This window comes from Paraburkholderia sp. D15 (assembly GCF_029910215.1).
Taxonomy (GTDB): domain Bacteria; phylum Pseudomonadota; class Gammaproteobacteria; order Burkholderiales; family Burkholderiaceae; genus Paraburkholderia.
In genome coordinates, this window is sequence record NZ_CP110396.1 from 2,461,612 (window position 1) to 2,474,624 (window position 13,013).

The window sequence follows — 13,013 nt, forward strand, 5'->3', positions numbered from 1 at the left end:
ACCGTGCCAACTGCATGGGAGGTGGGGGCGAACGCGGTGGCGTACGCGCGACGCTTGTGCGGCGAGGGTTCGCGAGTGCGGGGCCGGCGCGGGGAGCGGCGTTATGCAGCGCTTGCTACGTAACGCGCACGCGAGTGTTACGGGCGTTACGGGCCTTTGGGGTGTGATGGAGATGAGGGGACGTGGCTTGCGTGCGAAGGTCGCGACAATCCTGAGGACCGTACGACGGCGTCACCGCGCGCGCGGCGCGCCGGTCGATGCGCGCACCACCAGTTCGGGCGGCGACGAAATGCGCATCGGCACCTCGCTCGTGCCGCGTCCCGCCTGCCCATACGACGACTCGATCAGCTCGCGCAACAGCGACACCGCGAGGCCGGCCACCTCGACGGTCGGCACGGCGACCGTCGTCAACGCGGGACGCGATTCGCGCGCGAGCTGAATGTCGGTGATGCCGATCACCGACAGATCGTCCGGCACGCGCAGACCGAGGTCCGCGGCGGCGTGCATCGCGCCGAGCGCCGGCAGGTCGTTGGTCGCGAAAATCGCGGTGAGTGCGGGGTCGGCTTCGAGTAGCGCGCGGGCTGCGTCATAGCCGCCTTGAACGGTATCCACCGCGTGCTGGACACGGCTGTCCGGCGCGGCCGCCGCGCCCATCACGCCCGCTGCGCTCAAGGCATCGACGAAACCCTGATACCGCGCCGCATGAATACCCGACGCCTTGCTGCCGACGATCGCACCGATCCGCCGATGCCCGAGCGTCAGCAGATGCGCGCCCGCCAGCTCCCCCGCGAGGCGGAAATCCACCGCGACGCACGGCAGGCCGGGCGGCTCGCTGGGCCGCTCCCACATGCACAGCACGACCGGCGTGCCGCGCGCTTCCGTGGTGTGCAGGTCGGCGAAATCGAGGTTCGCGTTCGTCACCAGCACGCCTTCGGACAGCGTGCCGGCAATCTGGTCGAGATACGCGCGGCCGGTCTGCGGATCTTCATTCGTATTGCAGATGATCACGAAGTGGCCGCTCTCGCGCGCCGCGCGTTCGACGGCCAGCGCGAACTCCGGATAGAACGGATTGGCGATGCTCGACACCATCAACGCGAGCGTCGGCGCGCGGCCCTCGGCGAGCGCGCGGGCGGCGAGGTGCGGACGGTAGCCGAGCGCATCGACGGCATCGAGCACCCGCTGGCGGGTCTGCTCGCCGACGCGGCCGCGATTGCGCAACACGTTGGAAACCGTGGCGGGGGTGACGCCGGCATGGCGGGCAACTTCGCTGAGTGTTGTCATGGCGCAATCAATATATGGGACGGCTGCCCGGCATTTGCATCGACGGCAAAGGCGGGGCACCATCTATCTCACAAACAAACGATATCGGAGACAGGCAACACCCAGCGATCGCATGCGGTCGATTTTTTTCGGGTTTGCTGATTAAGCGCTTAATCTCCGACTTCGAGCCGATTAAATCACGGAGTCGATGCGATGGCGAGCATTTCCTTAAGAGGCGTGCAGAAAGCGTATGGCGACGGCGCGCCGGTGATTCGCGACGTCGATCTGGAGATCGGCGAGAACGAGTTCTGCGTATTTCTCGGGCCCTCCGGCTGCGGCAAGTCGACCTTGCTGCGCATGATCGCCGGGCTCGAAGACGTGACGGACGGCGACCTGTCGATCGGCGGGCGCCTCGTCAACGACATCCCGGCCGCGCAACGCGGCGTGGCGATGGTGTTCCAGAGCTACGCGCTGTTTCCGCACATGACCGTGTTCGAGAACATGGCCTTCGGCCTGAAACTCGCCAAAACCCCCAGGGACGAAATCGACCGCAAGGTGCGGGAGGCTGCGCGCATCCTGCAACTGGAAGCGTTGCTCGAGCGCCGGCCGAAGGCGCTCTCCGGCGGCCAGCGGCAACGCGTGGCGATCGGCCGCGCGATCGTGCGCGAGCCCGGCGTGTTTCTGTTCGACGAACCGCTGTCGAATCTCGACGCCACGCTGCGCGGCCAGACGCGGATCGAAATCGCGCGGCTGCACAAGCAGTTCGCCAAAGCCAGCGTGGTCTACGTGACGCACGACCAGATCGAGGCGATGACGCTCGCCGACAAGATCGTGCTGCTGCACGCGGGCAAGGACACCGAGCGGTACGGCAGCATTGCGCAGATCGGTGCGCCGCTCGAGTTGTATCACCGGCCGCGCAGCCGCTTCGTCGCGGGTTTCATCGGCTCGCCGCGGATGAATTTTCTGCCGGGACGGGTCGCGTCGATCGATCGGCAAGGCGTGCTCGTGACGCTCGATCACACGTCTGAAAACGTGCGCGTGCCGGTGAATGGCGACGGCCTCGCCGTCGCGCAGCCGGTCACGCTCGGCGTGCGCCCCGAGCACCTCGAATTCGTCGATGCCGCTTCGGCCGCGACCGGCGACGCGGTGCTGACCCGCACGGTCTCGCTGGTCGAACAGCTCGGCGAACACAGCTACGTGCACCTCGATCAGCCCGGCGACACGGTCCTGATCGCGAAAGCGCCGGGCGACACGCGGCTCGAACCCGGCGCTGACGCCCATCTGCGCGTGCCGCATGCGGCCTGCCATTTGTTTACCGAGGACGGCTTCGCCGCCGCTCCGCTCGAATCCGTCGAACACTACGCATAGAGGACATTCGGATGCGCCTAGGAGTCTGTTATTACCCGGAACACTGGCCCGAGTCGATGTGGGCCGACGACGCCCGCCGCATGAAGGCGCTCGGCATCGAGCAGGTGCGGATCGCCGAATTCGCGTGGAGCCGCATCGAGCCGACGCCCGGCGAATACGACTGGGGCTGGCTGGACCGCGCGATCGACGTGCTCGGCGCGGCCGGCTTGCAGGTCGTCATGTGCACGCCGACGGCGACGCCGCCTAAATGGTTGATCGACCGTCATTCCGACATTCTCGCGATCGGTGCGGACGGGCGTCCCCGCGCGTTCGGCTCGCGGCGCCACTACGATTTTTCATCGCCGTCGTATTTCGTTGCGTCGGAGAAGATCTGCACGGCGGTGGCCGAGCGTTACGGCAAGCATCCAGCCGTCGCTTACTGGCAGACGGATAACGAATTCGGCTGCCATCACACGGTGGTCAGCTATTCGCCGGCGGCCGTCGGGCGTTTTCGCGAGTGGCTGAAGGCCCGCTACACGACGGTCGATGCGTTGAACCGCGCGTGGGGCACGGTGTTCTGGAGCATGGAATACCGCAGCTTCGACGAGATCGATGCGCCGGTCGCGACCGTGACCGAGGCGCATCCGTCGCATCGTCTCGACTATCGGCGCTTCGCGTCCGACGAGGTCGCGCGCTACAACCGCATGCAGGTGGAGATCATTCGCGCGCATTCGCCGGGGCGGCCGGTCGCGCACAACTTCATGCAGTTGTTCACCGAGTTCGATCACTACAAGGTCGCCGCCGATCTCGACGTCGCGTCGTGGGACAGCTATCCGCTCGGTGCGCTCGAAGAGCAATGGTTCGCGCCCGAGGTGAAGGCGCGCTGGCTGCGCAGCGGCCATCCGGACTTTGCGTCGTTCAATCACGATGTGTATCGCGGCATGTCGAAGCTGCCGTTCTGGGTGATGGAGCAGCAGCCGGGGCCGGTGAACTGGGCGTTGTGGAATCCCGCGCCGTTGCCGGGCATGGTGCGGCTATGGAGCTGGGAAGCGTTCGCGCACGGCGCGGGTTGCGTGTCGTATTTCCGCTGGCGCCAGGCGCCGTTCGCGCAGGAGCAGATGCATGCCGGACTGAATACGCCGGACAACCGGCTCGACATTGGCGGCAACGAAGCGGCCCAGGTGGCGGACGAGATTCGCGCGGTGCTGGCGGCGGATGCCGATGCGAACGCGACGATCCGCGCGAAGGTCGCGCTGATCTACGACTACGAAGCGAAGTGGCTGTTCGAGATTCATCCGCAGGGGGCGGACTTTCACTATCCGCGCTTCGCGTTCGAGTACTACTCGGCGCTGCGTGCGCTGGGTCTCGATGTCGATGTCGTGCCGGTCAATGCGCCGCTGGACGGTTACCGCATGATCGTGGTGCCGCCGCTGCCGGTGGTGCCGGACGATCTGGGCGCGCGGCTCGCGCATTCGGGCGCGCAGGTGGTGATCGGGCCGCGCAGCGGGTCGAAGACCGCCGATCTGCAGATTCCCGCGAATCTGCCGCCGGGCGCGTTGACCTCGGTGTTGCCGCTGCGCGTGTGGCGCGTGGAATCGATGCGGCCGAATGTGACGGAGGCGGTGCGCTTCGTCGATGGCGCGGACCGAGGCGAGGCAGCGGAAGGTGTCGACGGATACGCGCGGCATTGGCGCGATTTCATCGAAGCGGACACCCGCGCCGATACATCGCTCGACGTGATCGCAAGCTTTGATGACGGCCATCCCGCTTACGTGCAGAGCGGAACGTTCCACTACCTCGCGAGCCTGTTCGACGATACGCTGACCACGCGCCTCTTCGCGCGAATCGCCGCACAGGCCGGCCTCGACACGACGCAGCCCGGCGACACGATCCGCATCAGCCGGCGCGGCGCGCTGACCTACGTGTTCAACTACGGCGATCAGACGCATACGCTCGCCGATATCGACGACGCGGCGTTCGTGGCCGGGTCGCGCGCGGTCGAACCGCAAGGCGTCGCGATTTACCGATCCTGAACACGGCTTCCAGTCATTCCACGCAGCAAACACAACGACGCAAAACCAGGCACAAAGGAGACAGGCAACATGAAACTCAAACCGGGCAAGATGCTGTTGACACTCGCGCTGGCTGCGGCGGCCGCGGGAACGTCCGTCGTCGGCACGGCGGCGCACGCGGGCACGCTGACCGCCAACATCGCGTTCAAGGGCGCGAGTCAGCGCGCGGTCTGGCAAGCGGTCGTCGACGACTTCAAGAAGGCGCATCCTGGCATCGACGTGAAGGTGTCGTTCATCGACGAGGAGGCGTACAAGGTGCAACTGCCGGGCTGGCTCTCGACCGTCGCGCCGGACATCGTCAACTGGCACGACGGCGAGCGCATGGCGTATTACGCGCAGCGCGGCCTGTTCGAGGACCTGAGCGGCGACTGGGCGAAGAACGGCTGGAACGACATGTACGCGTCGACGAAGGAAGCCTCGTCGTACAAGGGCAAGCAATACGCCGCGCCGACCGTGTACTACTCGTGGGGGATGTTCTATCGCAAGGATCTCTTCCAGAAGGTCGGCATTGCCGCCGAACCGAAAACCTGGGACCAGTTTCTCGACGCCTGCAAGAAGCTGAAAGCCGCCGGCATCGCGCCGATCGCGGTGGCGGGCCGCGATTCGTGGACGCTCGCCGGCTGGTTCGACTATCTGGACCTGCGCCTGAACGGCAACGCGTTCCATCAGAAGCTGATGGCGGGCGATATCGCCTACACCGATCCGCGCGTGAAGAAGGTCTACACGACGTGGAAGCAATTGATCGACGCGGGTTATTTCATCGACAACTCGCTCTCCTACGATCTGGATGCGGTGCAGCCGTTCCTGTTCCAGGGCAAGGCCGCGATGATGCTGATGGGCACCTTCATCACCGGCGGGTTCCCGCCGAACGTGAAGCAGGAGATGGGCTACTTCCAGTTCCCGATCATCGACGCGAATGTGCCGACCGCCGAGGATGGTCCGGTCGAATCGCTGCATATTCCGTCGAAGGCGAAGAACAAGGCGGACGCGCATACCTTCCTCGCGTTCGTCGAAACGCCTGAGATCGGCGCGAAACTGGCGACGGGTCTCGGCTCGCTGTCGGCGAACAGCAAATCGCCGGAGCCGGAAGATCCGATCTCGAAGATCGGCTTCCAGATTCTGTCGAATACGAAGGGCGGCATTGCGCAGTTCTACGATCGCGACATGACGAAGGAAATGGCCGACGAAGGGATGAAGGGCATGCAGCAGTTCATCTCCGATCCGTCGAAACTCGACGCCGTGCTCGCGCAACTCGAACAGACCCGCAAGCGGATCTACAAGAAGTGAGCGGCGGCGGCCGCGAGGCCGCTGCTTCGTCATTTTTGCTACTCGACAGGAGAATGATCGTGTCGCAATCCGTCACCCGTCACACCGTCGGCGGTTCCGCCGAACCCGCGGGTCCGGGCTTGCCCGCGGCGGGCGGCGCGCTCGGCGGCCACCCGCGCCGGGCCGCGCGCCGGCGTGGACCGTCGCCGACCGCGCGCCGCCAGCGGCGGGCCGCATTCCTGTTCCTCGCGCCCGCCTGCGTGATGGTGGCCATCTATGTGATCTGGCCGATCCTGTCGACCATCCGTCTGAGCTTTTTCAACTGGGACGGGATGACCGAGCCGTCGTTCGTCGGGCTCGCGAATTACATCGAGCTGTTCCAGACGGCGACGTTCTATACGGCGCTGAAGAACAACCTGATCTGGCTGCTGCTGTTTCTGCTCGCGCCGCCGGCGGGTCTCGCGGTCGCGTTGTATCTGAACCAGGCGGTGGCGGGCATCCGCATCGTCAAGTCGCTGTTCTTCGCGCCGTTCGTGCTGTCCGGCGTGGTGGTCGGTCTGATCTTCTCGTGGTTTTACGATCCCACCTTCGGCCTGCTCGCGCTGATTCTCGGTCACGGCGTGCCGGTGCTCGGCGACCCGCGCTACGCGACGTTCGGGATCGTGTTCGCGGCGCTCTGGCCGCAAACGGCCTACTGCATGATTCTTTATCTGACCGGGCTGACGTCGTTGAACGCCGAACAGATCGAGGCTGCGCGCATGGAAGGCGCGCACGGCTGGTCGATGCTGTGGCACGTGATCCTGCCGCAATTGCGGCCCACCACGTTCATGGCGATCGTCGTCACCATCATCGGCGCGCTGCGCAGTTTCGATCTGATCTCGGTGATGACGGGCGGCGGTCCGTTCGAAAGCTCGACCGTGCTCGCTTATTACATGTACGACCAGGCGATCAAGTATTACCGCATCGGTTATTCGGCCGCGGTGGCCGTGGTGCTGTTCGGCATCATGCTGGTGTACATCGTCTATCACTTGCGGCGGATGCTGCGCGCCGAGCAATAAGGAGCCGTTCATGTTTCCGATTCCGATCGACAAATGGAAGCCGGCAACGCGCCGCGTGTACAAACTCACGTTGCCGCTCGCGCTGCTGATCTGGCTGCTGCCGATGCTCGCGGTCCTCGTCACCTCGGTGCGCTCCACCGAGGAGTTGAGCGAAGGCAATTACTGGGGCTGGCCGAAGCACTTCGCGATGATCGACAACTACCGCGAGGCGCTGACCACCTCGCCGATGCTGCATTACTTCTGGAACAGCGTCCTGATCACGGTGCCGGCCGTGGTGGGATCGATCGCGCTCGCCGCGATGGCCGGTTTCGCGCTGGCCATCTACCGTTTTCGCGGCAACTCGACCTTGTTCGCCACCTTCGTCGCGGGCAATTTCGTGCCGGTGCAGGTACTGATGATCCCGGTGCGGGATCTGTCGTTGCAGCTCGGTCTCTTCAATACGGTCAGCGCGCTGATTCTGTTCCACGTGTCGTTTCAGACCGGCTTCTGCGCGCTGTTCCTGCGCAACTTCATCAAGCAGCTGCCGTTCGAGCTGGTCGAGGCGGCGCGCATCGAGGGGGCGAACGAGTGGACGGTGTTCTTCAGGATCGTGCTGCCGCTGATTCGTCCCGCGCTGGCGGCGCTCGCGATCCTGGTGTTTACGTTCGTATGGAACGACTACTTCTGGGCGCTCTGCCTGACCCAGGGCGACGATGCCGCGCCGATCACCGTCGGCGTCGCCGCGCTGAAAGGGCAGTGGACCACCGCGTGGAACCTGGTGTCGGCGGGATCGATTCTGGCAGCGCTCCCATCGGTGGCGATGTTCTTCGCGATGCAGAAGCATTTCGTGGCGGGACTCACGTTCGGCGCGACGAAGGGATAGCAAGCTGAATGGCGGCGCCCGAACAGCCCGCGCATCGGCAAGATTTTCTGGTGATGGATGGAGAAGTTAGCCCGCCTCGCGCGGGCTTTTTTTCGTCCGCACGCGCTTTTGTCTCCTGGGGGCCGGATGGTATGCTGGGGCGGACGTGCCGGCATGTCATTCAACAAGAGCAGCTTCAGGTTCTGAAGCACGAACGACCAAGACAAAGAGCAACATGAAAGCCATTTCAGGAGGCCTCCGCTATCTCGACCGGGTGGTCACCGACGCCGCGAAAGTGTCGGACCATAGCGTGCTGGCGGTCGGGGTGATCGGGACGATCGGGCATCCGCTCTACTGGTTCTGGTGGACCTTCGTCGACCCGCAGCCAAATGAAAGCCTGGCGATGCGGGCGCTCGGCACGCTCGCCTGCGCGCTGCTGCTGTTGCGCCGCTTCTGGCCCGCGCCGCTCGCGCGTCTCCTGCCGTGGTACTACTTCGCGACGGTCGCCTATACGCTGCCGTTCTTTTTCACGTACTACCTGTTGACCAGTCATTATTCGATGCTCTGGTCGATGGCCGAATTGGGCATGATGTTCTTCCTGATCGCCATCTTCCCGTCGTTCGTTGCATTGGCAATCAATCTGGTGGTGGGCGTCGGACTGGCAATTCTGTGGGCGCGGCTAACGGTTCCACAGGCGGTCTATGTGGACGCGCATCTGTTTATCTACACGTATGCGCCGGTCTTTCTGTTCGGGATCGTCGCCGGCATTACGTTCAATTACACCAACGTGAAGCGTGTCGTCGCGCAGGCGCGCAATGGCGCGCTGCGGGCGCTGGCCAGTTCGGTCGCCAACGAGATGCGCGACCCGCTCAGCCAGTTGCGGCACGTGCTGGATCGCGTGGAAGAAAGTCTGCCGGCCGCCACGGATGAGAACCCGTCGCCGGTGCTGTCGCCCGACAAGGCGGCGCTGCTGTACCGGCATCTCGCGCATGGGCAACTGTCGATCGATCGCGGCCTGCGCATTATCGCCATGACGCTCGACGAAGTCAGCGCGCGGCCCATCGACTCGGACCGCTTCACCTACGTGAGCGCCGCGGCCTGCACGCGCAAGGCGCTCGACGAATACGGCTTCGGCGACCCGAAGGAGCGCGCCAGGGTGCGGCTCGTGGTGCTGGAAGATTTCACCTTCAAGGTCGATGAAACGGTTTACCTGTTCACGCTGTTCCACCTGATCAAGAACGCGCTGCATTTCATGTCGTCCGATCCGGCCGCGACGCTCACCTTGACGGTCGACCGGCAAGCGGTGCTGGTGCACGACACCGGGCCGGGTATCGCACCCGAGATGCTGCCGCATCTGTTCGAGGCGTTCCGCAGCACCGGTGACTCGGCCGGCGCCGGGCTCGGTCTCGCTTATTGTCAGCGGGCGATGCGCGCGTTCGGCGGCACGATCGGCTGCCGCTCCGAGCTTGGCAAGTTTACGCAGTTCACGCTGGAATTTCCGCCGGTGTCCGAGGACGACATCGCGGCTCACGAGCAGCGGGTGGTGGAGCGCGCCACGCCGTTCTTTACCGGCAAACAGATTCTGATCGTCGACGACGAAGTCGCGCCGCGCGACCGGGTACGGCGCGCGTTGCAGCGGGTGGGCGCGACCGTCAGCGAGGCGGCGGACGGCGCTGCGGCGTTGAATCTGCTGCGGGAGCCGACGCCGCGCGATCTCGTGCTGATGGACATCAACATGCCGGTGCTCGACGGCTACACCACCACCGAGAAGATCCGCGCCGACAGCGAGAGCCCGAACGCGAACGTGCTGGTCGTCGCGTACACGGTGGAGTTGGGCAACGCGGCCCGCGTGCTGGCGCGGCGAGCCGGCATGGACGAACTGGTCGCCAAGTCCGGCAGCACGGTCGATCTGATTCGCGCGTTGCAGGCCTTGCTCGAAAGCGGCAGCCGGCATCATCCGCCGCAGCGCTTCGAAGGCTTCACGGGCAGAACGATTCTGGTCGCCGACGACGATCCGTTCAGCCGGCGCGTCACGCGAGCCTATCTGGAGCGATGCGGCGCGAGCGTCATCGAGGCGGAACATGGGCGTGCGGTGCTCGCGCGTCTGCACGAAGGCGTGGCCGTCGATGCGATCGTGATGGACATGAACATGCCGGGCATGGGCGGCGTGGAAACGACCGCACTGATCCGCGTGCGTGCCGATGCTTATGCGCAGGTGCCGATCGTCGCGTTGACGAGCAATGCGGATATGGAAGCGGTGCAGCGCTGTCTCGCCGCGGGCATGAACGAGGTGATGATCAAGCCGGTGCAGATTGGTTCGCTGTACGCGTCGCTGTCCAGGCAGCTTGCGGCGCGGCAATTCGCGCCGCGACATGTCGAGCCGGAGGCGCGCGCGGAACGGGATGATTCGCTGGAAGTGGCTACGTCCACGCTGACGTCTATGTCTGCGTCGGAGTCCACGTCATTGCCGCAGACGGCGGCAAGCCAGGCCGTACCGCTCAAGGAGGGGCCGTTGCTCGACGAGAGGCACTTGCAGGAACTCGTCGCGCTGGATCTGCTGGATCAGACCTTCCTCAACGGCATCGAGCAGATCAGCGAGACGGTCGCGCGGCTCGCCGCGAGCGTCGCGGCGAACGATCTGCCGTCGACGCATGGCGCGCTGCATATCCTGCTCGGCGTCAGCGGCAATATCGGCGCGAAGGCGCTGCATCAGTTCGTGCGGCAGATCTATCCGCGCGTGGTGGACGGCGAGTGGCCCGCGCAGGCGGACTGGCTCGCGCAGATCTGCTCGCTGAGGGATCGCTCCGCGCCGGCGTTGCAGACGTATTTCGCGGCGGTGAAGGCGCAGGGCGATCGGCGGGATGCGCTGAGTGATTGAAGGCGATTGAGGCGATTGAGGTGAGCGGCCCGGTGATTCTGCTCGACGGCGTCGACGAACACCATCGGGCCACGGACATCCTAGGCTGAGGTGGTCGGCAGCTTCCAGCCTGCCCGCACGAAGTGGCACGTATAGCCGCCGGGGTTGTGCACCAGATAGTCCTGATGCTCGGGTTCCGCTTCCCAGAACGGGCCGGCCGGCACGATTTCGGTGACGACCTTGCCGGGCCACAGATCGGATGCATCCACGTCGGCCACGGTCTGCAAGGCGATCTGCTTCTGATCGTCGCTCAGATAGAAAATGGCGGAGCGGTAGCTCGTGCCGACATCGTTACCCTGACGGTTCTTCGTGGTCGGATCGTGGATCTGAAAGAAGAACTCGAGAATCCGCCGGAAGCTGATCCGCTCCGGATCGAACACGATCTCGACGGCCTCCGCGTGCGTGCCGTGATTGCGATAAGTCGCGTTGGGCACGTCGCCGCCCGAATAGCCGACGCGCGTGGACAGCACGCCAGGTTCGCGGCGCAACAGTTCCTGCATGCCCCAGAAGCAGCCGCCGGCGAGCAGGGCGGTCTCGGTTTGTGTCGTCATGTCGATCTCTCCTTGGATGGCGCAGTGTCCAGACTGTGCTATGTGCCGGCGAATGCGGTTCGCCAGTAGCCGGTCGATACGATACCGGAACGGCGACACTTGCGCAGCGCGGCAGCAAAGACCGCGGTGAGGTCGATCGTTGTAAGACGGGCGCGCGGGGCGCGTAATTGGCCGACGTCAATCGGCAAGCCGATGCCGCGCCGGGCAACGCCGATCAGCTCAGCTCGGCGAATCCATACCCGACTGCTGGTAATTCTGAATGCCGACCTTGTCGATCAGATCCAGATTCGTTTCGAGCCAGTCGATGTGTTCCTCGGTCTCGTCGAGGATGTGCACGAGAATTTCGCGGGAAATATAGTCGCGCACCGATTCGCAATAAGCGATGCCTTCCTTGCACGTCTGCTGCGAAATCTTTTCGAGCTTCAGATCGCACTCGAGAATCTCTTTCGTCTCTTCGCCGATCAGCAGCTTGTGCAGGTCCTGCAGATTGGGCAGGCCGTCGAGCATGAAGATCCGTTCGATCAGCAGGTCCGCGTGCTTCATTTCGCCGATCGACTCGTCGTATTCGTGCTTGCCGAGCTTGTCGAGACCCCAGTGCTTATACATGCGGGCGTGCAGAAAGTACTGGTTGATCGCGGTCAGTTCGTTCTTGAGTTGCGCGTTCAGATATTCGAGAACCTTGGGATCACTTTGCATATGACCTCCCTGGAGGAAACGGAGGGAACTGGCGACATGCCGGAGCGGGGCGGCCGGCGTTTCGCCGCGCATTCTTTCCGGTCGCTGTTGGTGACGGGTCTGATGATTGACGCGTCGCGCGCGTGTCCCGGACCTCGCTAGTCCAGCTTAGTGGATTGAACGGGCGATGCACAGAATGAGAATCGTTGTCGGAACGTAAGCGACGTGTAGGGGTTCGCGCGATGCCCTCAGCCGTAACGGCTCATGCGGAAACCGCGAGATAACCGAACACCGCTCGTTCGACACGCGCTACCAGCGCGTCGCTATCGTCCTCCTGATGCTGCCCCGCAGCATCCACCATCCCGTGAATGATGGCGAACAGATCGCGCGGCACGTGCGGCTGATTCGCGATCAAGGTATCGCCGAGACAGCGGCGGAAAATCGTTTTCATCAACGTATCGAGTTGATGCACCTCGTCGCTGACGGGCAAGCGCGCTTCCTCGGAATCGAGCAGACGGGCGAGGACCGGCCGCCGCAATTGATGCGCGACGGCGACGCGAATCAGCGCGCGCAGCAGATCGGCCTCGTCGGGCAGGTCGAGCAGGGCCTTCAGACTGACCGCGAGCGCCGCGTCCTCGCGTGCGATCAGCGCCTGCGTCAACGCGGTCTTGTTCGGGAAGTACTGATATAGCGAACCGATGCTCGCCCCTGCGCGTTCGGCGATCGCGTTGGTCGTATAGGCGTCGAAACCGCCGCGCTCCAGAATGCTCGCCGCCGCGTCGAGAATCGCCGCGACCGTGGCGGCCGCGCGCTGCTGACGCGGCAATTTGCGCGGGCTCACCGTGTCGTGATCCGGACTTTTCGCGGTTCGCGTGCGAGCGGTCGATGCCGTCGTGGCCTGGGTTTGAGACGTTTTTTTCGCTGCACGCATCGTTGCGGACCGGGTGGCAAGCCGAGGAAATGTGAGCTTGCCCGATTCCGCCCATTGCGTCGATGCGATTTTCGCCGGCTTGACCGCGCCACGCG

Annotated in this window: 10 protein-coding genes; 6 read left to right on the forward strand and 4 right to left on the reverse strand. The window is 64.5% G+C overall.

The window, feature by feature from the left end; all coding sequences use genetic code 11:
- Window positions 1-231: 231 nt before the first annotated feature.
- A complete protein-coding gene (locus LFL96_RS30785; protein WP_281001664.1) occupies window positions 232-1,281 on the reverse strand; it encodes a LacI family DNA-binding transcriptional regulator in 1,050 nt (349 codons plus the stop codon).
- Window positions 1,282-1,473: 192 nt separating this feature from the next.
- Between LFL96_RS30785 and ugpC the strand changes: the two genes are divergently transcribed.
- From ugpC to LFL96_RS30815, 6 genes are all read left to right on the forward strand, one after another.
- The gene (gene ugpC, locus LFL96_RS30790; protein WP_281001665.1) at window positions 1,474-2,628 is read left to right on the forward strand and encodes a sn-glycerol-3-phosphate ABC transporter ATP-binding protein UgpC; all 1,155 of its coding nucleotides are present in this window, start codon (window positions 1,474-1,476) and stop codon (window positions 2,626-2,628) included.
- 11 nt (window positions 2,629-2,639) lie between these two features.
- The gene (locus tag LFL96_RS30795; RefSeq protein WP_281001666.1) at window positions 2,640-4,640 is read left to right on the forward strand and encodes a beta-galactosidase; all 2,001 of its coding nucleotides are present in this window, start codon (window positions 2,640-2,642) and stop codon (window positions 4,638-4,640) included.
- Window positions 4,641-4,709: 69 nt separating this feature from the next.
- Window positions 4,710-5,966, forward strand: coding sequence for an extracellular solute-binding protein (locus LFL96_RS30800; protein ID WP_281001667.1), 1,257 nt, complete (start codon window positions 4,710-4,712; stop codon window positions 5,964-5,966).
- 53 nt (window positions 5,967-6,019) lie between these two features.
- Window positions 6,020-7,003: a sugar ABC transporter permease gene (locus LFL96_RS30805; RefSeq protein ID WP_281001668.1), complete on the forward strand. Its 984-nt coding sequence runs from the start codon at window positions 6,020-6,022 to the stop codon at window positions 7,001-7,003.
- A gap of 10 nt (window positions 7,004-7,013) precedes the next feature.
- A complete protein-coding gene (locus tag LFL96_RS30810) occupies window positions 7,014-7,865 on the forward strand; it encodes a carbohydrate ABC transporter permease (protein ID WP_281001669.1) in 852 nt (283 codons plus the stop codon).
- Window positions 7,866-8,079: 214 nt separating this feature from the next.
- Window positions 8,080-10,722 carry a response regulator gene (locus LFL96_RS30815; RefSeq protein WP_281001670.1) on the forward strand — a complete coding sequence of 881 codons (2,643 nt, stop codon included), beginning with the start codon at window positions 8,080-8,082 and terminating at the stop codon, window positions 10,720-10,722.
- A gap of 80 nt (window positions 10,723-10,802) precedes the next feature.
- On the opposite strand, the gene msrA is transcribed toward LFL96_RS30815, so the two are convergent.
- From msrA to LFL96_RS30830, 3 genes are all read right to left on the reverse strand, one after another.
- Window positions 10,803-11,312 carry a peptide-methionine (S)-S-oxide reductase MsrA gene (msrA, locus tag LFL96_RS30820; protein ID WP_281001671.1) on the reverse strand — a complete coding sequence of 170 codons (510 nt, stop codon included), beginning with the start codon at window positions 11,310-11,312 and terminating at the stop codon, window positions 10,803-10,805.
- A gap of 219 nt (window positions 11,313-11,531) precedes the next feature.
- On the reverse strand, window positions 11,532-12,008 hold the full coding sequence (bfr, locus tag LFL96_RS30825) for a bacterioferritin (protein WP_281001672.1): 477 nt from the start codon (window positions 12,006-12,008) through the stop codon (window positions 11,532-11,534).
- Between the two features lie 241 nt (window positions 12,009-12,249).
- A complete protein-coding gene (locus LFL96_RS30830) occupies window positions 12,250-12,828 on the reverse strand; it encodes a TetR/AcrR family transcriptional regulator (RefSeq protein WP_281001673.1) in 579 nt (192 codons plus the stop codon).
- Window positions 12,829-13,013: the final 185 nt, after the last annotated feature.

Bases quoted from the DNA above. Each gene is read 5' to 3' on its own strand.
- LFL96_RS30810 (WP_281001669.1), top strand. From the start codon at position 7,014: ATGTTTCCGATTCCGATCGACAAATGGAAGCCGGCAACGCGCCGCGTG.
- LFL96_RS30800 (WP_281001667.1), top strand. From the start codon at position 4,710: ATGAAACTCAAACCGGGCAAGATGCTGTTGACACTCGCGCTGGCTGCG.
- bfr (WP_281001672.1), bottom strand. From the start codon at position 12,008: ATGCAAAGTGATCCCAAGGTTCTCGAATATCTGAACGCGCAACTCAAG.
- ugpC (WP_281001665.1), top strand. From the start codon at position 1,474: ATGGCGAGCATTTCCTTAAGAGGCGTGCAGAAAGCGTATGGCGACGGC.
- LFL96_RS30785 (WP_281001664.1), bottom strand. From the start codon at position 1,281: ATGACAACACTCAGCGAAGTTGCCCGCCATGCCGGCGTCACCCCCGCC.
- LFL96_RS30805 (WP_281001668.1), top strand. From the start codon at position 6,020: ATGATCGTGTCGCAATCCGTCACCCGTCACACCGTCGGCGGTTCCGCC.
- msrA (WP_281001671.1), bottom strand. From the start codon at position 11,312: ATGACGACACAAACCGAGACCGCCCTGCTCGCCGGCGGCTGCTTCTGG.
- LFL96_RS30795 (WP_281001666.1), top strand. From the start codon at position 2,640: ATGCGCCTAGGAGTCTGTTATTACCCGGAACACTGGCCCGAGTCGATG.
- LFL96_RS30815 (WP_281001670.1), top strand. From the start codon at position 8,080: ATGAAAGCCATTTCAGGAGGCCTCCGCTATCTCGACCGGGTGGTCACC.